Below are 21241 nucleotides of genomic sequence, written 5' to 3'. Positions count from 1 at the left end.
AGAGGCTATAAAATCAACAGCCTAGTCGCGCAGCGACTTAATCTTAGCAGCGAAGCTGTCCCTAGAAGCGCAGCGCTCTATCCGCGTAGCGACCTAGCAGGACGAAGTCCGCCCTAGTAACTAAGCGACCTCACACTTATTCGATTTAGTTATTGATTTAGTTATGGATTGATTCAGGATATGTGCCAAGCATAATGACTTTGCACCTTAATGGCACAAATAGACTTTAGCCTTTGATATATATAACGTATTTAAAACACGTCAAGTGATGATATGAAAAGTAGTGCGGAGAATAAGCCTGATAATTGTGCAACAAAGACAAACGGTTGCACCATGTTGGTGCGAATTAAGCGGTAGCGAGCAAAAAAACCTAGAGCGGTAGCGAGCCAAAAGCCTAGAGCGGTAGCGAGCGAAAAAAGCCTAGAACGCTGCGCTGCTAAGACGCTACGCGGCTAGATTCTATAAAATCAACAGCCTAGCCGCGTAGCGGCTCAATCTTAGCAGCGAAGCTGTCCCTAGCAGGACGAAGTCCGCTCTAGAAGCGCAGCGCACTATCCGCGTAGCGGCCTAGGATCTTAGCAGCGAAGCTGTCCCTAGCAGGACGAAGTCCGCTCTATAAGCGCAGCGCACTATCCGCGTAGCGGCCTAGAATTTTAGCAGCGAAGCTGTCCCTAGCAGGACGAAGTCCGCTCTAGAAGCGCAGCGCACTATCCGCCTAGCGGCCTAGGATCTAGATTAAAATTGATTTTCAAAATAACTTTCGATAATTAATACCGCTGAAACCGCATCAATTTGACCTTTGGTTAACGCTTTAAAGCCACCGAGTTCGAATAAGCGAGCTTTAGCATCGGCAGTGGTTAAGCGTTCATCTTGGGTGGCAATTTTAACCCCAAAACGACCGTTAATTCGGTTAGCAAATTTTCGTGCTCGTTGAGTCATTTCTTGTTCGGTGCCATCCATATTTAACGGTAGGCCGACGACGACAAGGTCTGGTTGCCATTCTTTTAATAATTTATCGATATCATCCCAATTAGGGATCCCATCAACCGCTTTAATTGATAGTAAAGGCGTGGCACTCGCAGTAATGGCTTGACCTATAGCGACACCAATACTTTTGGTGCCGTAGTCGAACCCTAAAACGGTTTGTGGTTGCATGTTTATCTCTTTGTTTAATCGCTTTAAAAGCAACAGCCTAGGACGCTACGCGGCCAGAGCCTATAAAATCAACAGCCTAGAGCGCTTCGCTGCTAGGACGCTTCGCGGCTAGAGGCTATAAAATCAACAGCCGAGTCGCGTAGCGACTCAATCTTAGCAGCGAAGCTGTCCCTAGAAGCGTAGCGATCCTAGCAGGACGTAGTCCGTTCTAGCAGCGCAGCGGCCTAGCAGTGACGAAGTCACGCCCTAGATCCTAGCAGGACGTAGTCCGCCCTAGAAGCGTAGCGACACTAGCAGTGACGAAGTCACGCCCTAGATCCTAGCAGGACGTAGTCCGCCCTAGTAGCGAAGCAGCCTAAAATCTTAGAAGCGTAGCGAGCTATTTTTAAGCATGCCCTATTTGACTAGACATTTGCCAAATATCAAAACCCAGTTGTTGAGTCGCCATTTGCCACAGGTGTTCATGATCAATGTTGAAAAGTAACTCTGGCGTGGCTTTAATCGTTAACCAAGTATTGTCTACAATTTCTTGTTCAAGCTGATCTTTACTCCAGCCAGCGTAGCCAAGGGCAACAATAAATTGCTCGGGAGATTTATCTGAACCAATCGCGGCTAATATATCCCGTGAAGAAGTTAACATTATCTCTTCACTGATCTCAGTGCTATTGATCCAATGTTTTTGAGGCGTATGCAGCACAAAACCACGTTCGGGCGCCACAGGGCCGCCAATGAGTACTTGATTGTCTAAGGAGAATGAAAACTCTGGCGATAAATATAATTCCATTTGTTCAAGCAGATCTTCAACTTCAACGCCAATGGGTCGGTTAACCATTATTCCCATGGCACCCTTTTGATCATGCTCACAAATGTAGATCACCGCACGTTCAAAAAATGTCTCATCTAGTGATGGCATGGCAATTAAAAAGTGGTCTTTGAAGCTATCCATATACTCTCCCAAATCGTGTCTCAGCGATATGTATCATCCACCCGCTAATTTCACTGTGAAATTCAACTTTTCTAATATGGATTTTATTTGTTCGCGATTGTCGGTTTGTACTTCAATGCATAAGTCTTTTACTGTACCACCGCAGCCACATTGTTTCTTCAGTTTTTGCGCAAGATCTTTTAAGGTTTTTTCATCTAATGCGAGCCCTTTTATCACACTCACGCCCTTACCTTTACGACCTTTAGTATCTTTGTGGATCCGCACTATGCCGTCACCAGTTGGAATTTCAGCTTGTGGTTTAGGTTGATCAATACGACCTTTATCAGTGCTATAAACTAATGCGATATTGGGATCTATTCTCATATTATTTCTTTAACGACGAAACATTATTTGAGTTTAACAAATCATAAAAGCAGAGGCGAGGATATAAAGCTAAAAGCCTAGGTACGCAACAGCCTAGAGCGCTGCGCTGCTAGGACGCTACGCGGCTAGAGGCTATAAAAGCAAACAGCATAGCGAAGCGACTTTAGCAGGACGAAGTCCGTTCTAGCAGGACGAAGTCCGTTCTAGCAGGACGAAGTCCGTTCTAGCAGGACGAAGTCCGTTCTAGCAGCGCAGCGCCCTATAATTACAAGAAAGGTTTTACCAGATTGGCCATCATGTTGATGTGGTCATCGTTATCATTTAAACATTCGATGTATCTGAAGTTTTTGCCGCCGGCATCTTCAAATACGTGACGATTTTCGCCTTTGATTTCTTCTAAGGTTTCTAGGCAATCGGCACTAAATGCTGGGCAAATAACGGCGATATCGGTGATACCTTTGGCTGGTAGGCTGGCTATTGTTGCGTCGGTATAAGGTTGTAACCATTTAGCCTTGCCAAAGCGAGACTGGAATGTTGCGACGTAATCGTCTTCACTTAAGCCTAATTTTTCGACCACTAAACGAGTCGTTTTCAAACAGAAGCAATAATAGGGATCGCCTAAATGTAGATTTCGCTCTGGCATACCATGATATGACATCACCAATTTTTGTGGTTTACCGTGTTCATCAAAGTCTTTTTGAATGGATGCGGCAAGGGCATCGATAAGATCACTGTTGTCATGATAGGTATTAATAAAATGCAGTGCCGGAATATAACGCCATTTCATCAGTTCTTTAGCCAAAGCATCAAACGCAGACCCTGTTGTTGGCGCTGCATACTGCGGATACAAAGGCAAAACCACTAAGTTGTCTACCCCTTGTTTGTGCATAGCTTGCAAGGTGCTCGACGTTGATGGCGATCCATAACGCATCGCCAAATGCACACTGGCATCGTAGCCTTGTGCTTGTAATTGTTTAGCTAGTTTTGCTTGTTGACGCTGGCTGATATCGAGTAAAGGCGAACCCGCATCGGTCCATACTTTTTGATATAACGCTGCTGATTTAGCCGGACGAATACGCAAAATAATGCCGTGAAGAATAATCATCCATATTAGTTTTGGAATTTCCACCACTCGAGGGTCTGCCAAAAACTCAGCCAAATAAATGCGAACAGCAGATGCCGTTGGCGCATCTGGTGTACCTAGATTTAATAGTAATACGCCAGTTTTGCCACGTGCTTTATGGCCGGTGTCTTTATCTAGCCCTGAAAATCTAGCCAAAGTATCTTCTCCGTTATTGATTTTGATCGACAAATATATCTCATGCTGAATAACTCATGAGCTTAAATTAAAATTGTATCGCATTCATTTAAAACATAAAGAGTGCTGGGTATCGATTTTATATCAAAATACCCCGCACTCTGTAAATATTTATTTAAGCTAGACGGCTGATTGAAAGGGCTCAGTGAAAGAGCTCAGTTAAAGAATGCGATAAAATAACTCACTTGAGTTAATGATTACAAAACTGATTCAATCGCTTTTTTCAGTTCATCGCTATCAGGTTTAACCCGCGAATTAAATTGCTGTACGGTTTGACCATCACCTGAGATAACATATTTGTAGAAATTCCATTTTGGTTCAGCACTGTTGTCGCCTAGGTATTTAAATACTGAGTTAGCACTGCTGCCTTTAACGGCTGATGTTGCCACCATGGTGAAGGTGACACCATAATTAATAAAACAAACATCGGCGGTTTTGGCTTCATCTTTTTCTTCTTGGAAAAAATCATCTGAAGGAAAGCCAATGACCACTAATCCTTTATCAGCATACTCTTTATGTAATGTTTCAAGTGCTTCAAATTGAGGTGTAAAGCCACAATGGGAAGCCGTGTTAACAATTAACACCGCTTTGCCTTGAGTGAGTTCACATAAATTAACGTTTTCTGTTGAGTGTAATTTTCGCGCTTCAACATTGAGGTAGTCAGGACAATTGGTGGCAAAAGCAGCAGAACTTAATGTGAATAAGCCAATGGCTGTTAGGTATTTAATCATTTTTAGTTTGTCCTTGACTCAAAGTTAAAAGGCACCGATAAATGACTTTATCGGTGCCTAATGAAATATCACACTATTGTACGTAATACTTTTTTATTGAGATCAAAAATGTTTAGAAATAGAAACCAACATTGATGTTCAAACGAGAATGCCATGCTGTGTCGCCATTATCGATACCCACACCTGGGCCTTTAACAAACCACATATTTTTACCGGCAATCCAGTCGACATAAGAATAAAACTTACCAGCAGTGATGGCACAACCCGTCACGTTTTGGACAGAATCATCTAGCCCGTCGCCTGATGCCATCACTTGGCTGTAATCGTTGTAACAATTTACATTAGTGATTGGACCCCAGTCGACATCAAACGATTTAGCTAAGTTAACTGTCGCAACATCTGCTTCAGCAGCAATTTCGAATGGAAACTGAAACGCACTAAGAGTAATACGTTCACTGTCTTTTACGTCATAGTCGTAATGAATATACTGTAACTGTAATTGCCATTTTTTCCAGTCAAGTTGCCAATGAGCTGCAGCTGCAAGGCTATCGACATCTTCACCATCTACGCTAGAGATATCAGCCATATAATCTAATTGGCTTAACTGTAATGAGCCACCTAACTTATGAGTGACGTCACCAGAAGTAAATTCACGCTCAACTCGGGCGTTTATTTGGCCTGACTCTTCATATGGAGATTGATCCGTTGTAGCAACGTCAAATGAGTAGCGATCGACACGCGCACCATTACCGTATTCATCATTACTAAAGTAAGCTAGGTCGTAGCGCCAACCATCTTTTTCATTTTTGTAATGGATACCTGCATCGTAATCATCTTCAAAACCAAGATAATACGTTGCACCAAACCAAAATGAATGTGCTGCGTAAGGTAATAAGCCAAATGGTACTTGGGTTACACCCACTTGTACTGATTGTGCTTCGTCAAATTGATAACCCATGTAGGCATGATGCACTACATCCATGCTTTCGTACCAACGGTACTGAGCTGAGGCGAACAAGCCATCTTTACTCTTATAGTTGACATCGGCACGGAACAGTTCAAATTTAAGTTTGGAGTTATTATCGTAATCTTTCCAACCGTAGTTGATTCTTACTGCGCCGCCAATATCGACTTCATCAGTAACTTTTACAGCCGAAGCCGAAAATGGAAACAAGATTAGCGAAGATAAAACAGTGACTTTTTGCCATAACTGCATAATACATCCTTGATACATATTGTTATAAAACGTGATAAAAATTAGTAACGTATAATGTAATTACACGAAGTGGATTAATCGCTGAAAATTTAACCCTCTTTTATCATTACAGCATCCGTAATGACAATCCAACGTTGATTATAACAAAAAAACACACATTATGTGACGCTCGACCTCTAAAAAACCACCAACTGGCTTACTATCTGAACATTTTGTTCATATCACGCCTAATCCATATCGAGTGTAATGCCTTCCATGGCGCCCGATGAAGCCGCTTCGTTGTTTTGCAATTTAATCATTAAACGCAAATCATTAGGTGAGTCGGCATGATGTAATGCATCGGCGTAACTGATCTCACCTTCTAGATATAAATCAAGCAATGCCTGGTCAAACGTTTGCATGCCTTGCTCGCGAGACTTAGCCATGGTTTCTTTCAGTAAATGCAACTCGTTTTTAGCAATCAAACTGGCCACACGTGGAGTATTAATTAACACCTCAATGGCGGCTCGACGTCCGGTTCCGTCTGATTTAGGAATAAGCTGTTGCGCCACAATACCGCGTAAATTTAATGACAAATCAAATAGCAGCTGATTGTGCTTACTTTCTGGCACCAAATGCATAATACGATCGAGTGCTTGGTTGGCGTTGTTTGCATGTAAAGTCGCCATACATAAATGACCGGTTTCGGCAAACGACAGTGCAAATTCCATGGTTTCTTGAGTACGAATTTCACCAATTAAGATCACATCTGGCGCTTGGCGCAGTGAGCTTTTAAGCGCGGCATCAAATGAGTCGGTATCAATACCCACTTCTCGTTGAGTAACAATACTTTTACGATGGTTATGCACAAATTCAACCGGGTCTTCAATGGTCAGAATATGCCCCCGAGAATGAGCGTTTCGGTAGCCCACCAGCGCAGCTAGCGAGGTTGACTTACCGGTACCTGTTCCGCCGACCATGATGATAAGACCACGTTTACTCATGACCAAATCTTTTAAAATGGCGGGAAGCTTTAAGTCATCCACTTCTGGAATTTGGGTTTCGATACGGCGCATAACACAACCGGCTGATTCTCGTTGCCAAAAGGCACTGACACGAAAACGGCCTAAATCTTTTGCCGCAAAAGCAAAGTTGCATTCGCTGCTGTCGTGAAACTCTTTCTTTTGTATATCACTCATTAACGACTCAACAAACATCAGCGATTGCTCTGGTGTTAATCGGTCTTCAGATAGCTGACGTAACTCACCGTCAATTTTGGCACTCGGTGGAAAACCGGCGGTGATAAATAAGTCAGACGCCTTTTTCTCAACCATCATATTTAAAAACGGACGAACATCCATGATCCAGTTCCTTAGAAATTAGCTTGTTTATTCGAACTTTTCTGCATCGCATCTTCGCGGGTAATTAAGCCACGATTGACCAAATTTTGCAGGCATTGATCAAGGGTTTGCATGCCGTGAGACATACCCGTTTGAATGGCTGAATACATTTGCGCGACCTTGTCTTCACGAATAAGATTTCGGATCGCGGGTGTACCCATCATAATTTCATGTGCGGCCACTCGGCCACCACCAATTTTCTTAATCAATGTTTGCGAAATAACGGCTTGAAGTGACTCTGACAACATGGTGCGTACCATGCTTTTTTCACCTTCAGGAAATACATCGACCACACGGTCAATGGTTTTGGCTGCCGAGGTGGTATGCAAAGTACCAAACACTAAGTGACCCGTTTCTGCGGCCGTCATGGCTAAACGAATGGTTTCAAGGTCGCGCATTTCACCCACAAGAATAACATCAGGGTCTTCACGCAATGCACTTCTCAGCGCCGCATTAAAGCTATGTGTATGTTTGTGAACTTCGCGCTGATTGATTAAGCATTGTTTGTTTTGATGGACAAATTCTATCGGGTCTTCAATGGTTAAAATATGTTCATGTCGATTTTCATTAACGTAGTCGACCATCGCTGCCAATGTGGTCGATTTACCCGACCCCGTTGGCCCTGTCACTAATACCAATCCACGTGGGTAACTGGCAATTTTCTTAAAAATTTCTGGTGCACCAAGTTGCTCAAGAGATAAAATTTCAGAAGGAATGGTACGAAATACCGCGCCTGCACCACGAGACTGATTAAATGCGTTAACACGAAAGCGAGCTAGATTGGGGACTTCGAATGAAAAATCGATTTCTAAGTGTTCTTCATAGTCTTTACGTTGTTTATCATTCATGATGTCATAAACAAGACTATGAACGCCTTGATGATCTAACGCAGGTAAATTAATTTTCCTCACTTCACCGTCAACACGGATCATGGGGGATACGCCTGCTGAAAGATGTAGATCTGATGCTTTGTGTTTGACACTAAAGGCCAGTAATTCAGTGATTTCCATTGTAGAGACATCCATTAAACCAACATTATGACAACAATAGCAGACAGAATATCAATCGCCCAGAGCAGAATTAATCAAGCGGCGCAAAATTGTTCACGTTCTCCAGATGAGATAAACCTACTGGCGGTGAGCAAAACCAAACCCATAAGTGACATTATTGCAGCTTATCAAGCGGGGCAACGTTTATTTGGTGAAAACTATGTCCAAGAAGGCGAAACTAAGATTAACGCCTTACAGGCAGATTACCCGGATATAGAATGGCATTTTATAGGCCCGCTGCAATCGAATAAAACAAAAATTGTCGCCGAGCATTTTGATTGGATGCACACCTTAAGTCGCGGCAAAATAGCCCAACGTTTGCATGAACAGCGGCCGAGCGACAAGTCGCCATTAAACGTGTGTATTCAAGTCAATATTAGCCAGGAAGAGTCTAAGTCGGGTATCAATTCTGCAAGTTTTGCAGATGTCGCCACGTTAGCACTTACTATCGCATCCTTACCCCACCTTAAACTGCGCGGATTAATGGCGATCCCAACCGCCACTGATGATGTACAACTTCAGCAACAAGAATTTAGCCAATTAAAGCAACTTTTTGACCAGCTTAAACAGCAATATCCTAGCGTCGACACTCTGTCTATGGGCATGAGCGGTGACATGGATATCGCCATCGCCAACGGATCAACCATGGTGCGCATCGGCAGTGCTATCTTTGGTCAAAGATAAAATCAACAGCCTAGAGCGCTGCGCTGCTAGGACGCTACGCGGCTAGATTCTATACAATCTATAGCAACAGCCTAGAACGCTGCGCTGCTAGGTCGCTACGCGGCTAGATTCTATACAATCAATAGCCTAGTCGCGCAGCGACTCAATCTTAGCAGCGAAGCTGTCCCTAGAAGCGAAGCGCTCTATCCGCGCAGCGGCCTAGCAGGACGTAGTCCGTTCTAGCAGCGCAGCGACCCTAGCAGTGACGAAGTCACGCCCTAGATCCTAGCAGGACGTAGTCCGCCCTAGCAGCGTAGCGACACTAGAACCGAGCAGCGTAGCGACCCTAGAACCTGGAAGCGTAGCGTCCTAGAGCTGAATTAGGTAACATACACAGCAATTGGACATAAATTCACTCTTTTATTGGATACAGACTTAATGACTCAAGCAAAAGTATGTTTTATCGGTGCGGGCAATATGACTCGTAGCATTATCAGTGGCTTAGTTACACATGGCTATCCTAGTGATCTTATTCATGCTACCAATCCAAGCAAAGGTAAATTGGATGCGTTGCAGCAAGATTTTGCTATTGAGGTTTCCCATGATAACCACGCAGCAGCCAAAGCAGCAGAGGTGATCGTGTTAAGCGTAAAACCTCAATTAATGGCATCTGTTTGTGAAGACTTAAGTTCACTGGATTTAGCGGATAAGTTAATCATCACTATCGCTGCAGGTATTCCGGCGTCTCGTTATCCGGTCTATTTTAATCAACCTATCAAGCTTATCCGCACTATGCCTAATACCCCAACTCAAATTGGCTATGGTATGACGGGTATTTATGCCGATGACAGTATTTCTGCCGAACATAAGGCCATTTGCGAAACATTAATGCAAAGTGGTGGCAAAGTAGTTTGGGTTGATAAAGAAGCAGAATTAGATCAAGTGATTGCGCTTGCGGGCAGTTCTCCTGCTTATTTCTACTTGTTTATCGAGTCAATGATCGCTTCTGGCGTCAATATGGGCATGGCTGAGGACAAAGCAAGACTCCTTGCTGAACAGGCCGCTTTAGGTGCCGCGCAAATGGTGATCCAAAACCAACAATTATCGGTGACAGAATTACGTCAGAATGTTATGTCAAAAGGTGGCACCACAGCCAGAGCGGTTGAAACGCTCCAGCAAGGCGGTTTAGTTGAATTGGTAGACCAAGCCATGACAAACTGCGTTGCCAGAGCCCAAGAGATGGCTAAAACATTTTAACGCTATGGGATGAATGATTATTTAACTTAACGTTAACCTCTTTAGTGCTAAAATAGTTTTTAGTAAAAACTCAGCTTAAACGCACGAAATCTGAGTGAAAATCGGGTATATTGCAGCTGAGTTAACTGAACTGTTAAATATGCGATCAGTTAATTTAAGCATTTATTTAAGCACTAATTTAGGTACTAACTTAGGCACTAATTTACATAAACGTAAGGCAATATCCATGAATGCAATGAGTTTTTTAGTCAACACCGTGTTTGACTTATACCTAATGATCGTCATTCTTCGTTTTATGCTGCAGCTTGCAAGAGCGGATTTTTACAATCCATTTAGTCAATTTGTGATTAAAGCGACACAGCCTATTATCGCACCAATGCGTCGACTATTACCTTCGATAGGACGTATCGATACTTCATCAATCTTACTGGCACTGATTGTCGTGTTAGTTAAAATGTTAGTACTTACTTTGATTGCAGGTGCTGCTGTAGACATTCTTACCTTGTTATTGTTCTCATTTATCTCTGTGATAAAACAAGCGGGCGTATTGTTTTTTTGGATGTTACTTATTCGTGCAGTATTAAGCTGGTTCAATCAAAACAATAACCCTATTGTTATGGTTATTGCGCAATTAACAGAACCGGTTTTAGCGCCAGTGCGTAGAATAATACCTGCAATGGGTGGCTTGGATTTATCGGTATTGGTGGTGTTTATTGCAATGAACTTCATTAACATGCTGTGTGCACAATATATTCCTTTTTGGTCAATTATTTAGTTGTCGAATTAAACAACCTCAACTCGGGTTAAGAGTTGGGGTAAATAAACTAAAATTAGCCCATTTCAACAATTTAATATCTCGAGCTGAGGTTAAAAAATGAACCCAGTAAGCTATATTAACGATGAGCAGCAAGGAGACTTGCTGCTTTTTGTCTATGTACAACCCAAAGCAAGCCGCGATCAAATTGTCGGCTTACACGGTAACGAATTAAAAATAGCCATAACAGCGCCACCCATTGACGGTAAAGCAAATGCTTATTTGTCTAAGTACCTCGCAAAAGCCTGTAAAGTCCCTAAAAGTCAGGTACATATTCTCAAAGGTGAACAAGGTCGTCATAAGCAAATTAAAATATGCCAACCCAAAGTTATCCCAGCGGAAATAGCCGCGCTTTTATAGCCGACTCATCTATAATAACGTTATTGCTCAAGCACACTAAGGACAGATTATGTTTCAATCATTGCGTTTATCTCGCTCACTGTTACAAATATTGTTGTTGTCAGTCATCGCAATCAGCAATATTGGCAATGCTCACGCAGAACAAAAGCAACAAGTGGGTAATTTTGATATTCATTACATGGCGCTTAGTAGCACCTTTATTACCCCAGAAATAGCTAAAACCTACGGCATAGAACGCAGCAGTTACAATGGATTAGTCAATATTACCGTGCTAAATACCAGCCAAGAAGGACATCCCGCAGTCTCGGTCGAAATTTCAGGCATCGCCAATAACTTAATTGATGCACGCATGACGCTTGATTTTAAAGAAATCCGTGAAGGCGAATCCATCTATTACATCGCAGAAGTGCCTTACCGCGACGATCAAGATGTCAATTTCACCATTGCCATTAAGTACAAAAATCAATTAAATACCTCGGTGAAATTCAAACAGAAGTTCTATGTAGATTAAGGCCTAAAATCTCGATAACGAGCGATATCGAGCGAAAGAGCCTAGAGCGCTGCGCTGCTAGGACGCTACGCGGCTAGAGGCTATAAAATCAACAGCCTAGTCGCCCAGCGACTCAATCTTAGCAGCGAAGCTGTCCTTAGCAGTCACGCAGTCCGTCCTAGAAGCGCACTATCCGCCTAGCGGCCTAGAATCTTAGCAGCGAAGCTGTCCTTAGCAGTGACGCAGTCACGTCCTAGAAGCGAAGCGCACTATCCGCGTAGCGGCCTAGGATCTTAGCAGCGAAAGCTGTCCCTAGCAGTGACGAAGTCACGCCCTAGAAGCGAAGCGCACTATCCGCGTAGCGGCCTAGGATCTTAGCAGCGTAGCGCATCGCAACCTTGTTAGCGTATAATGACCGCAAATTTATCCTCATCTCAAAAAAAACTTATGCATACCCCAGTGAAACAACAAATTGTTCTTGCCAGTGGCAACAAAGGCAAACTTGCCGAATTTGATCAAATGCTGACAACATTTAATATTGAAGTATTACCACAGAATAAATTTAACGTGACTGAGGTTGCAGAGACAGGCACCACGTTTGTTGAAAACGCTATAATAAAAGCTCGTCATGCCGCACAAATTACCGGTAAAGCGGCTATTGCAGATGATTCGGGTATTGAAGTTGATGCATTACAAGGCCAACCAGGCATATATTCAGCACGCTATTCTGGCCCCGGTGCCACTGAAACCAGCAATTACCTTAAATTACTTGATGCACTGCAAGGTGAAACGCTTCGTAATGCCCGCTTTCAATGTGTGCTGGTGTACTTGCGCCATGCAAAAGATCCAACGCCCATTATTTGCCAAGCCTCATGGGAAGGAACCATAAACCATGCCCCACAAGGCGAGCAAGGCCATGGTTATGACCCGATATTTATCCCGCAAGGTTTTGATTGCTCGGCAGCAGAGTTAACTCGTGAGCAGAAAAATGCCCACAGTCATCGAGGCAAAGCACTTGAACTTTTAGTGAGTGCAATGAAAGCGCAAGGTATCATTTCATCGAACAATACTACGGATGATAATCAATAAATGACATTGCAATTGCCCCCCCTTAGCTTGTATATCCATATCCCATGGTGTGTACAAAAATGCCCTTATTGCGATTTTAACTCTCACGGCCAAAATGGTGAGTTACCACAGCAACAATATGTCGATGCGTTATTAGACGATTTAAAACAAGACTTGGCTTATGTTCAAGGTAGAAAGGTGCATACCATCTTTATCGGCGGTGGCACGCCATCGTTATTTGATGCGAGCCAAATTCAACGCATACTAGAAGGGGCGCAAGCATTGATCCCTTTTGAAGATAATATTGAAATCACTATGGAAGCCAACCCAGGTACATTAGAGCACGATGACTTTAGTGCTTACCGTGCTGCGGGTGTCACGCGCTTATCTATTGGAGTGCAAAGTTTCTCAAAAGAAAAACTTAATTTACTCGGACGTATCCACAACGAAGATGAAGCGAAAGTGGCGGCTGAAAAAGCCAAGCAAGCTGATTATTTAAGTTTCAATCTCGATTTAATGCATGGTTTACCGAACCAAAGCTTTGATGAAGCCATGCATGATATCGACACGGCAACAGCCTTAGCCCCACCGCATCTTTCTTGGTATCAACTCACCATTGAACCCAACACCTTGTTTCATTCAAAACCGCCACAATTACCAGACGATGAGAACCTGTGGCAAATTTACGAGCAAGGTCAGCAACGTTTAGCCGCATTAGGTTATGAGCAATACGAAATATCAGCCTATGCAAAACCTGGATTCCAATGTCGCCATAATCTTAACTATTGGCAATTTGGCGATTACCTTGGCATCGGTTGCGGGGCCCACGGTAAAATCACCCTGCCCGACTCAAATCGGATTGTCCGTACCGTTAAAATAAAGCACCCCAAAGGCTACCTCGCAGCAGATAAATATACCTTTGAAACCACAGAGGTGATTGAAGACGATCGCCCATTAGAGTATTTAATGAATCGTCTTAGATTGATGACGCCAATCCCTAAAACTGAATTTGAGCAGCGAACAGGGCAATCGGCAGATGTGGTCAAGCAAGGGATGCAAAAATCAATTGAACGCGGATTATTGACCGAGACCACAACACATTGGCACTTAACGCAAAAAGGCCACATGTTTGTCAATGATTTGCTATCCCAGTTTATTTAATCACTAGATTTAATCACTAGATTTAATCACTAGATTTAATTACTGGATTTAATAGAAAAATATGGCTCGCAGCTTACTGTTATACCCAGATGCTGCGAGTCGCAAACCCAAATAGCGACATAACCGCGCCATTACCTCTGCCTTACATACACATTTTCTAACATTTATATTTACACCTTTAGCTAAAGCTTGATTAGGATGTGCCCTTATAACTTTGGGATGATATCAATGTCTATTAAAACAAAAACAACTCTGATTGCTGTTGCGTTATCAAGTTTATTCGCTACATCAGCTATTGCACAGCTGCATAACATGCCGCAATTAAGCTCACAAGAAAGTACAGCAACAACAAACCAGCAAACCGAATCAGCAAAAGCCAATGCATTGTTTGAAGCCATTTTTATGGAAAATGTTATGGCAAGTCCAGTTAACCAAACTTACCTTGGGATCAAACAAGATTATGGCAAGTGGAATGACTTATCAGAAGCCGCTGCCGATGCAAATTTAGCCCGCAGTAAACAGCAACTGACAAGATTAAACCGCCTTGATGCGACTAAGCTCGATGAACAGGCCTCACTCAGTTTTGAACTATTAAAAGCCAGTTTAGAACACAGTATTAGCGATGATAAATGGCGTTATCACACCTATCCGATTAACCAAATGAACGGTGTTCACTCAATGGTGGCCTCGTTGCTGATTAATCAACATCAAATAACAGATGAGAGTGATGCAAAAGCGTATATCAGTCGTTTAAACGCCATACCGACACTGTTATCACAATTACAAACCTCATTAGAAATTCGTGCCGAAAAGTATATTATCGCGCCAAAATTTGTATTCTCATATGTGATTTCTGATAGCAAAAATATTATTACTGGTGCCCCATTTGCCAATACGGGAAAGGACAGCGCGTTATGGGCTGACGCGAACCGTAAGATAAATAAACTCGATATAAGTGATGACAACAAACAAGCCTTATTAGCCGAAGTAAAACAGGCTCTGCTTACTAAGGTAAAGCCTGCTTATGAGCAATTAATCAACTATACAAAGTCACTTGAAGCACTTGCTGATACTCAAGATGGTGTTTGGAAACTGCCTGACGGGGAAGCGTTTTACAATAATGCCCTCGCCCGCACCACCACCACTGACATGACAGCAGACACCATACATGAACTCGGCTTGAACGAGGTTAAGCGTATTCATGATGAAATGCGTGTCATTATGAAAAAGGTGCATTTTGACGGCAACTTAGCAGCGTTTTTTGTTTTCATGCGCGATGACCAACAGTTTTATTACCCTGACACTCATGAAGGTAAAACAGCATATCTCACCCAAGCCAAGTCTCTGATCGATACTATGGAGTCTCGTTTAGATGAAGTATTTACCATTAAGCCTAAAGCCGCTTTAGTGGTACGAAAGGTGGAGGCTTTTAGAGAGAAGTCGGCAGGTAAAGCATTTTACGATCAACCAGCACCAGACGGATCTCGTCCAGGCACCTATTACGCTAATTTATATAAAATGGAAGCGATGCCAAAATATCAAATGGAGGCTCTGGCCTACCATGAAGGGATCCCTGGTCATCACATGCAAATTGCTATTGCACAAGAACTGCAAGGCATTCCAAAATTCCGTAAATTTGGCAGTTACACTGCTTATACTGAAGGCTGGGGACTTTACTCTGAATATTTTCCTAAAGAAATGGGCTTATATGCAGATCCTTATTCAGACTTTGGCCGTCTATCAATGGAACTGTGGCGCGCATGTCGTTTAGTCGTTGACACTGGAATACACGCTAAAAAGTGGACTCGTGAGCAAGCTATTGCCTATTACGTCGATAACACACCAAATGCGCAATCTGATGCCATTAAAATGGTCGAGCGCCATATTGTTATGCCATCACAAGCAACCGCGTATAAAGTGGGAATGATTAACATACTTCAGCTACGTGAACATGCCAAAAAAGAATTAGGCACCAAGTTTGATCTTCGTGAATTTCACACCTCAATCTTGAAAAATGGGCCATTGCCATTAGACATTCTTGCAGAGCAGGTAAATAAGTGGATTAAACGGGTTCAGTCGCAGTAATTTAGCGTTGGTTATTGGTACAGGATAAAGTAAAGCACCAAGCTTGGATTATGATTATGATTATGGTTATGGTTTTACTTTCATCATGCCACAAAAAAATAACCCCAGCTCAACGTCTGGGGTAACCAAATAAACTAGGATGATGGTTTCAAGACTGGCATTATATTAGTTCAAAACTACTGCCAGTACTGATTCAAAATTTGCTACCTTGCCGATTTGTACGCTTAACTGAAAAGGGGTCATTTCTCAGAAAACGCATGCTTCAAATCATTTCGAATCAACTAATAACTATTGTATTGATATCAGAACAGACTTCAACAACTTAACTCTGGTATTTCGCTGCCCCCTTGATTAGCTACCTAATGAATAACTAATAAATTAAAATCTTAATAAACTGATAAATATAACTTTAATATTAAACTGCAAGATAATTTTTGGCTTTGTTTTAAAAAGGAAACAGTGTTTCCGCTTTTACCTAGCATCGACTCTAAACAGGCGTGGGAATATATAGTTAACAACGGATGTCTTTTAAGTTTGCAGTATCAAACTTGCCATGTGTTTTGCTAACAAGGCGGATTGACGTATTAATCGCTATGTTAAGAGCCGCGTTAAGCGCTGCCTCAATAACTATGTGCCAGCCAATGTAAGTCGATACAATGCAGCTAGCACAACACAGGGCTGTTTGATAACCGTTTATTATCCAGAGTTGAGGCTATTTACGCTGTTTGTACAAATTTTCAAACTTAGCGTCCCAATAAGGTGGGCTACTAATGTGCGTTTTAATAAAATCAATAAACGCACTCACCTTTGGAGCCAGGTGTTTACGACGCGGATACACCGCTTGTAATGGAAGATTATGGGTCAACTGCCAATCAGGTAACAAAGGAACCAATGTTCCTTCAGCAATTTCATCTTCCAGCAAATAACTGGCTAAGTAAACAATACCTAAACCACTCACTGCGGCCGATTTTAATGCCGGCGCATTATCAACACGGAAATTGCCTGATACGCCAATTTCACAATAATCATCGCCCTTTTTAAATTGCCACATACTGTGCTCATGCCACTCGCCTTGATACACCAAACAATTGTGTTCAACCAATTGTTCAGGCCGGCTAATGTTTCCGTGCTGGGCAACATAGCCTGGTGATGCGACTAACAAAAACTGACATTTCATTAACGGCCTTGCCACCATACCCAGCGGTAATTGCTCAGACATGGTTAACAACAGATCTAAACCTTCGCTGACAACGTCAACTTTGTGGTCAAGCAAACTGATTTGTAGTTCAAGATCTGGGTGTCTCGCCATAAATTCTGGTAAAGCAGGAATAATATGCATAGTACCAAATGATTGCGAAATCCCGACTTTCAATACACCACGAGTGGCATCATTTAAGTTGTGAACACTTGATACTGCCTGTTCTGCATCTCGAAGTAGTTCTTCGCCTTGAAGATATAATAGATTGCCGGCTTCGGTAAGACTTAAACTGCGTGTTGTACGCTGAATAAGTTGAACGCCAAGTTTATGTTCAAGATCTGCAACTTGAGTGCTCACTTTAGATTTAGAAATGCCAAGACGTCTGGCTGCAGCACTAAAACTTCCTGCACGTGCAACATGAGTAAAAATTGCGATAGGTTCTAACAGTTCTAACATGAAAGTCGCCTTAAGCTGGTTACGACATTAATAAAAATTTCAGATGTCTGTTTGCCATTGCTGGTAACTAAACCTTGCTAAGCACAATATCAACATTCAGTTATTAATAGTGTTGATGCTCAATGAGCACCGAAACAAACCAATACTGTAAATCAACACAAACAAATGACTACTCCGAAATATAACCACATCCAAAAATAGAGTGCAATTTTGTTATAGTTTTTATTAGTATAACAAAAAAAGCCTGTCGGGCTGTATATTTATAATTGACAATTTTTTTATCAGAACAAAGCAACACTAGCTATAGCGGCAAAATAGCTAAAATAGGCGGAAAAAAAAAGCCCCTGTGTCTTTAAAAAAGCACAGGGGAAGGTCAGGTGTCCGGGAAGACAGCTTGAACAAGGTTACTCTTTTATATCGCCTAGCGTAGCTAAGGTGTAAGGTGCAAGTTCTGGGATGGCTTTACGCACTCGACTTTCTAACACTAATAATCCTTCAAAATTATCACAAACCTCAGTCGCGCGTTGCTCCAGACCTTGAGATTGCGACTCAAGTTGTTGCTCGATGTCTTTACCGACGTTGTCCATTTTTTGTGAAAAAGTATTCATTTTCTCTTCAAACGAACCACCTTCAGAAGACATGATCTGGCTACCTAATGTCATCATTAATGAGCCCATTGAGTTCGTTACCATTTGCTCTATTTCTTGCTCAAACTCTTCATTAAAGGCATGTTCCATTGAAGATTCAGTTGAGCCTAAATAAAATTTATCACCTTGTTGATAAGCCATAGTATCAATGCGTTGTTGAATACCTGTCATCATCTTATCAATCTGAACGCCTGTGGCATCGCCAAATATTGGTGTTAGCGCCATATTGACAGCCTGAGATGCCATCGACACAACGTCGGTGACTAAATCAATCACTTCAGGAACTTGGCGAGATAGCTCATCAGAATATTGAGTTAATAACAGCCGTTGCTTGTCATTTAATGCGACTTCTTTACCGTCGACATACAATTGACCCAGTTGAACGCGATATTTCTCGCTGCCATTATCACTGACCTGTAAACTTTTCGGTTCAACGGTCACGTCATAGTTTAATGTCACGTTACACTTTTCATCATTAATTGACATTTTTGCCATGGCTGGAGTCAATGCCCCTGCAGTGAATAACATGCTAGTTAACGCTAAACCACAAATTAACTTCTGTTTGGTCATGATAAAAATCCTTTTGTTAAACGAATATCGATAAAATCTATTCAATATAATTAGTTATAGCACAATAAAGCACTAGTCATGCCAACAAGTATAGTCGCTTGATTTATAAGTGGTTTTTATAAAATTTAAAATTTAACATCTACTAAATGAACAAAAAACACCACCCTCTTCGTAAAATAAACCAAAAAGTAGTCTATTTTACGAGTAGTGATGTGAAATTAAAAAAAGTGATGTGGAATTAAAAAATTGAACGACCTAACTGCTGGCTTAAATGCTCAAGTAAGGCTGTACCTGCCAATGAATTGCCATTATTGTCGAGTTCAGGCGACCACACACAGATAGACATGTCACCAGGAATAATCGCAATAATACCGCCGCCTACGCCACTTTTACCCGGCATACCCACTCGGTAAGCAAACTCGCCTGCGCCATCGTATAATCCAGACGTTGCGAGTAATGCATTAAGCTGCCGAGTTTGCACTGGTGAGACTAAGCTATCGCCATCGAGTGTCTTACCACGATTGGCCAAATAAAACATCGCCCGGGACAAATCTGCACAATTCATCCTTAACGCACAATAATGAAAATAGCTTTTAAGTACGGTATTCACGTCGCCATTAAAATTACCAAATGACTTCATTAAATAGGCAATAGAAGCATTACGTGCACTAAATTGATACTCAGAATCTGCTACCACTTTGTCGAAGGCTAATGTGGTATTTTGGCTCAACTGACGCACCACCTCAAGCATATGATGTTTAGGTGCACCCAAGCGTGCTTGCAACAAGTCCGCAATGACTAACGCGCCAGCATTAATAAATGGATTCCGTGGTTTGCCACGCTCTAATTCAACCTGTACAAGCGAGTTAAATGAATGCCCAGAAGGTTCTTTACCCACTCGACTCCAGATTTCTTCTTCTGTATATAAATTAAGTGCCTGAGTCAGGCTAAAGACTTTAGAAATACTTTGAATGGAAAAAGGTTCAAGATAATCACCCGCACCAATTGTTTGACCGTCAATGGTGGTAACTGCAATACCTATTTTGTTGGGGTCAACGCAGGCAAGAGCAGGAATATATCCTGCCACCTTACCTTTACCCAATAGCGATCTTACTTTATCGACAGCGTCTTGAAGTAATAATTGCTCTGGCAATTTAGCTTAACCCCACCAAATATCATATAAATCACTGACTTCAAGGTCAGAAACTGGCTTGTCTTTCCAGAATGCATTGACTGCTGCAATATCTTCATCAGTACATTTACCGATAGTTTGGGTAGCCATAATGCCTTCCCATTGCTTGTGTCCACCACCGTGGAAACCTAATTGACGTGGTTCAATCACTTGAGCAATAAACTGATCAACCAAACTATCGATATCTTGTTCAGAAACTGACTCATTAAATGTCCAGTTCATTTCGAAACCTAATTCTTGAAATTCATCAACTCGTAATTTTTTACGTAAACGTCGACTGCGATTTTGCGCCATGGTGTATTCTCCGATTGCTAAAAAGTGTAGTAGTGATTAAGCGATACGCTCAAACATGATATCCCATACGCCGTGACCAAGTCTGTGGCCTCTTGCTTCAAACTTTGTAAGCGGACGGTGGTCTGGACGTTCGACAACTGTACCAGTTGTTGATTGATTATTATAACCTTCAGCAGCATTCATTATGTCTAACATATGCTCGCTGTAATTTTCCCAATCGGTTGCCATGTGAAACACACCACCAATTTTAAGCTTACGACGGACTAGCTGTACAAACTCAGCTTGTACAATCCGACGCTTGTTATGACGTTTTTTATGCCATGGATCGGGGAAAAACAATTGTACCCGCGCAAGTGAACCATCAAGAATACTGTGCTCTAGCACTTCCATTGCATCATGGTGATATACACGTAAGTTAGTAACTTCAGCAGCACCGGCCTCAGAAAGACACGTACCAATGCCAGGCTTATGGACTTCTATGCCAATAAAATTTTGTTCTGGGGCTGCTTTTGCCATTTGCACTAATGATGCACCCATACCAAAACCTATTTCTAGAACGGTATCAGCATCGCGACCAAACACTTGGTTTAAATCCAACGGTTGTGGAGTGTAATCAAGTCCCATTGCTGGCCAATGTGCTTCAATTGCTTGAGATTGGCCTTTGGTTAAACGGCCTTCACGTAAAACAAAACTTCTGATTTTACGAATGTATTTACCGTCTTCGTTAAATTCAGCTGTGGTAACGTCGCTCATCTTTGCCTCATTGTCTGCGTACTTCTTGTGCTGTTATAGCGAGTGATTAAATGGGTTAGTGGCTAAATGCCATGGT

The 21241-nt window shown here is 42.2% G+C and carries 21 protein-coding genes; 8 read left to right on the top strand and 13 right to left on the bottom strand.

Annotation, left to right across the window (positions count from 1 at the left end; genetic code table 11):
• Positions 1-735: 735 nt before the first annotated feature.
• The 8 genes from ruvX to AAEZ02_RS06985 all read right to left on the bottom strand — a co-directional run bounded on the left by ruvX (position 736) and on the right by AAEZ02_RS06985 (position 8118).
• Positions 736-1155, bottom strand: coding sequence for a Holliday junction resolvase RuvX (gene ruvX, locus AAEZ02_RS07020; protein ID WP_059744132.1), 420 nt, complete (start codon positions 1153-1155; stop codon positions 736-738).
• A gap of 385 nt (positions 1156-1540) precedes the next feature.
• Positions 1541-2101, bottom strand: a complete 561-nt coding sequence (locus AAEZ02_RS07015; RefSeq protein ID WP_351075852.1) for a YqgE/AlgH family protein — start codon at positions 2099-2101, stop codon at positions 1541-1543.
• 33 nt (positions 2102-2134) lie between these two features.
• Positions 2135-2464: a stress response translation initiation inhibitor YciH gene (yciH, locus tag AAEZ02_RS07010; protein WP_351122395.1), complete on the bottom strand. Its 330-nt coding sequence runs from the start codon at positions 2462-2464 to the stop codon at positions 2135-2137.
• A 265-nt stretch (positions 2465-2729) separates the two neighbouring features.
• On the bottom strand, positions 2730-3743 hold the full coding sequence (gene hemH / locus AAEZ02_RS07005; protein WP_101034602.1) for a ferrochelatase: 1014 nt from the start codon (positions 3741-3743) through the stop codon (positions 2730-2732).
• A 236-nt stretch (positions 3744-3979) separates the two neighbouring features.
• Entirely contained in the window at positions 3980-4513 is a 534-nt protein-coding gene (locus AAEZ02_RS07000; protein WP_124012189.1) for a glutathione peroxidase, read from the bottom strand.
• 112 nt (positions 4514-4625) lie between these two features.
• A complete protein-coding gene (locus tag AAEZ02_RS06995) occupies positions 4626-5729 on the bottom strand; it encodes a hypothetical protein (RefSeq protein ID WP_101034600.1) in 1104 nt (367 codons plus the stop codon).
• A gap of 227 nt (positions 5730-5956) precedes the next feature.
• Entirely contained in the window at positions 5957-7069 is a 1113-nt protein-coding gene (locus tag AAEZ02_RS06990; RefSeq protein WP_101034599.1) for a PilT/PilU family type 4a pilus ATPase, read from the bottom strand.
• An 11-nt stretch (positions 7070-7080) separates the two neighbouring features.
• Entirely contained in the window at positions 7081-8118 is a 1038-nt protein-coding gene (locus tag AAEZ02_RS06985) for a type IV pilus twitching motility protein PilT (protein WP_101034598.1), read from the bottom strand.
• A gap of 27 nt (positions 8119-8145) precedes the next feature.
• On the opposite strand from AAEZ02_RS06985, the gene AAEZ02_RS06980 reads away from it, so the two are divergent.
• The 8 genes from AAEZ02_RS06980 (at position 8146) to AAEZ02_RS06945 (ending at position 16055) form a co-directional block, all read left to right on the top strand.
• Positions 8146-8841 carry a YggS family pyridoxal phosphate-dependent enzyme gene (locus AAEZ02_RS06980; protein WP_124012190.1) on the top strand — a complete coding sequence of 232 codons (696 nt, stop codon included), beginning with the start codon at positions 8146-8148 and terminating at the stop codon, positions 8839-8841.
• 417 nt (positions 8842-9258) lie between these two features.
• Positions 9259-10077 carry a pyrroline-5-carboxylate reductase gene (gene proC / locus AAEZ02_RS06975; RefSeq protein WP_124012191.1) on the top strand — a complete coding sequence of 273 codons (819 nt, stop codon included), beginning with the start codon at positions 9259-9261 and terminating at the stop codon, positions 10075-10077.
• Positions 10078-10303: 226 nt separating this feature from the next.
• Positions 10304-10852 (top strand): YggT family protein, encoded by a 549-nt coding sequence (locus AAEZ02_RS06970; protein ID WP_101034842.1) that lies wholly within the window; start codon positions 10304-10306, stop codon positions 10850-10852.
• 99 nt (positions 10853-10951) lie between these two features.
• Positions 10952-11251 (top strand): DUF167 family protein YggU, encoded by a 300-nt coding sequence (gene yggU, locus AAEZ02_RS06965; RefSeq protein ID WP_124012192.1) that lies wholly within the window; start codon positions 10952-10954, stop codon positions 11249-11251.
• Positions 11252-11300: 49 nt separating this feature from the next.
• On the top strand, positions 11301-11762 hold the full coding sequence (locus AAEZ02_RS06960) for a DUF4426 domain-containing protein (protein WP_124012193.1): 462 nt from the start codon (positions 11301-11303) through the stop codon (positions 11760-11762).
• Positions 11763-12152: 390 nt separating this feature from the next.
• On the top strand, positions 12153-12830 hold the full coding sequence (gene rdgB, locus AAEZ02_RS06955) for an RdgB/HAM1 family non-canonical purine NTP pyrophosphatase (protein ID WP_124012194.1): 678 nt from the start codon (positions 12153-12155) through the stop codon (positions 12828-12830).
• Positions 12831-13970 (top strand): radical SAM family heme chaperone HemW, encoded by a 1140-nt coding sequence (hemW, locus tag AAEZ02_RS06950; RefSeq protein WP_124012195.1) that lies wholly within the window; start codon positions 12831-12833, stop codon positions 13968-13970.
• Between the two features lie 228 nt (positions 13971-14198).
• Positions 14199-16055 carry a DUF885 domain-containing protein gene (locus AAEZ02_RS06945; protein WP_124012196.1) on the top strand — a complete coding sequence of 619 codons (1857 nt, stop codon included), beginning with the start codon at positions 14199-14201 and terminating at the stop codon, positions 16053-16055.
• 712 nt (positions 16056-16767) lie between these two features.
• On the opposite strand, the gene AAEZ02_RS06940 is transcribed toward AAEZ02_RS06945, so the two are convergent.
• From AAEZ02_RS06940 to trmB, 5 genes are all read right to left on the bottom strand, one after another.
• Positions 16768-17709, bottom strand: coding sequence for a LysR family transcriptional regulator (locus tag AAEZ02_RS06940; protein WP_101034591.1), 942 nt, complete (start codon positions 17707-17709; stop codon positions 16768-16770).
• Between the two features lie 404 nt (positions 17710-18113).
• Positions 18114-18926, bottom strand: a complete 813-nt coding sequence (locus tag AAEZ02_RS06935; protein ID WP_124012197.1) for a YggN family protein — start codon at positions 18924-18926, stop codon at positions 18114-18116.
• Between the two features lie 238 nt (positions 18927-19164).
• Positions 19165-20079 carry a glutaminase B gene (gene glsB, locus AAEZ02_RS06930; RefSeq protein WP_101034589.1) on the bottom strand — a complete coding sequence of 305 codons (915 nt, stop codon included), beginning with the start codon at positions 20077-20079 and terminating at the stop codon, positions 19165-19167.
• A 6-nt stretch (positions 20080-20085) separates the two neighbouring features.
• Positions 20086-20412 (bottom strand): YggL family protein, encoded by a 327-nt coding sequence (locus tag AAEZ02_RS06925; RefSeq protein WP_124012198.1) that lies wholly within the window; start codon positions 20410-20412, stop codon positions 20086-20088.
• A 36-nt stretch (positions 20413-20448) separates the two neighbouring features.
• Positions 20449-21165 carry a tRNA (guanosine(46)-N7)-methyltransferase TrmB gene (gene trmB, locus AAEZ02_RS06920; RefSeq protein WP_101034587.1) on the bottom strand — a complete coding sequence of 239 codons (717 nt, stop codon included), beginning with the start codon at positions 21163-21165 and terminating at the stop codon, positions 20449-20451.
• Positions 21166-21241: the final 76 nt, after the last annotated feature.

The sequence above is a fragment of the Shewanella sp. T24-MNA-CIBAN-0130 genome, from assembly GCF_040310185.1.
In the GTDB taxonomy this organism is placed as follows: Bacteria; Pseudomonadota; Gammaproteobacteria; order Enterobacterales; family Shewanellaceae; genus Shewanella; species Shewanella psychromarinicola.
The sequence above is the reverse complement of the archived record's forward strand: the minus strand, read 5'-3'. Positions and strand labels throughout refer to the sequence as shown.

What these genes read in the sequence shown, in the direction of transcription:
- ruvX (WP_059744132.1), bottom strand. Translation starts at nt 1,155, where the DNA reads ATGCAACCACAAACCGTTTTAGGGTTCGACTACGGCACCAAAAGTATT.
- AAEZ02_RS07015 (WP_351075852.1), bottom strand. Translation starts at nt 2,101, where the DNA reads ATGGATAGCTTCAAAGACCACTTTTTAATTGCCATGCCATCACTAGAT.
- yciH (WP_351122395.1), bottom strand. Translation starts at nt 2,464, where the DNA reads ATGAGAATAGATCCCAATATCGCATTAGTTTATAGCACTGATAAAGGT.
- AAEZ02_RS07000 (WP_124012189.1), bottom strand. Translation starts at nt 4,513, where the DNA reads ATGATTAAATACCTAACAGCCATTGGCTTATTCACATTAAGTTCTGCT.
- AAEZ02_RS06995 (WP_101034600.1), bottom strand. Translation starts at nt 5,729, where the DNA reads ATGCAGTTATGGCAAAAAGTCACTGTTTTATCTTCGCTAATCTTGTTT.
- AAEZ02_RS06990 (WP_101034599.1), bottom strand. Translation starts at nt 7,069, where the DNA reads ATGGATGTTCGTCCGTTTTTAAATATGATGGTTGAGAAAAAGGCGTCT.
- AAEZ02_RS06985 (WP_101034598.1), bottom strand. Translation starts at nt 8,118, where the DNA reads ATGGAAATCACTGAATTACTGGCCTTTAGTGTCAAACACAAAGCATCA.
- AAEZ02_RS06980 (WP_124012190.1), top strand. Translation starts at nt 8,146, where the DNA reads ATGACAACAATAGCAGACAGAATATCAATCGCCCAGAGCAGAATTAAT.
- proC (WP_124012191.1), top strand. Translation starts at nt 9,259, where the DNA reads ATGACTCAAGCAAAAGTATGTTTTATCGGTGCGGGCAATATGACTCGT.
- AAEZ02_RS06970 (WP_101034842.1), top strand. Translation starts at nt 10,304, where the DNA reads ATGAATGCAATGAGTTTTTTAGTCAACACCGTGTTTGACTTATACCTA.
- yggU (WP_124012192.1), top strand. Translation starts at nt 10,952, where the DNA reads ATGAACCCAGTAAGCTATATTAACGATGAGCAGCAAGGAGACTTGCTG.
- AAEZ02_RS06960 (WP_124012193.1), top strand. Translation starts at nt 11,301, where the DNA reads ATGTTTCAATCATTGCGTTTATCTCGCTCACTGTTACAAATATTGTTG.
- rdgB (WP_124012194.1), top strand. Translation starts at nt 12,153, where the DNA reads ATGACCGCAAATTTATCCTCATCTCAAAAAAAACTTATGCATACCCCA.
- hemW (WP_124012195.1), top strand. Translation starts at nt 12,831, where the DNA reads ATGACATTGCAATTGCCCCCCCTTAGCTTGTATATCCATATCCCATGG.
- AAEZ02_RS06945 (WP_124012196.1), top strand. Translation starts at nt 14,199, where the DNA reads ATGTCTATTAAAACAAAAACAACTCTGATTGCTGTTGCGTTATCAAGT.
- AAEZ02_RS06940 (WP_101034591.1), bottom strand. Translation starts at nt 17,709, where the DNA reads ATGTTAGAACTGTTAGAACCTATCGCAATTTTTACTCATGTTGCACGT.
- AAEZ02_RS06935 (WP_124012197.1), bottom strand. Translation starts at nt 18,926, where the DNA reads ATGACCAAACAGAAGTTAATTTGTGGTTTAGCGTTAACTAGCATGTTA.
- AAEZ02_RS06925 (WP_124012198.1), bottom strand. Translation starts at nt 20,412, where the DNA reads ATGGCGCAAAATCGCAGTCGACGTTTACGTAAAAAATTACGAGTTGAT.
- trmB (WP_101034587.1), bottom strand. Translation starts at nt 21,165, where the DNA reads ATGAGCGACGTTACCACAGCTGAATTTAACGAAGACGGTAAATACATT.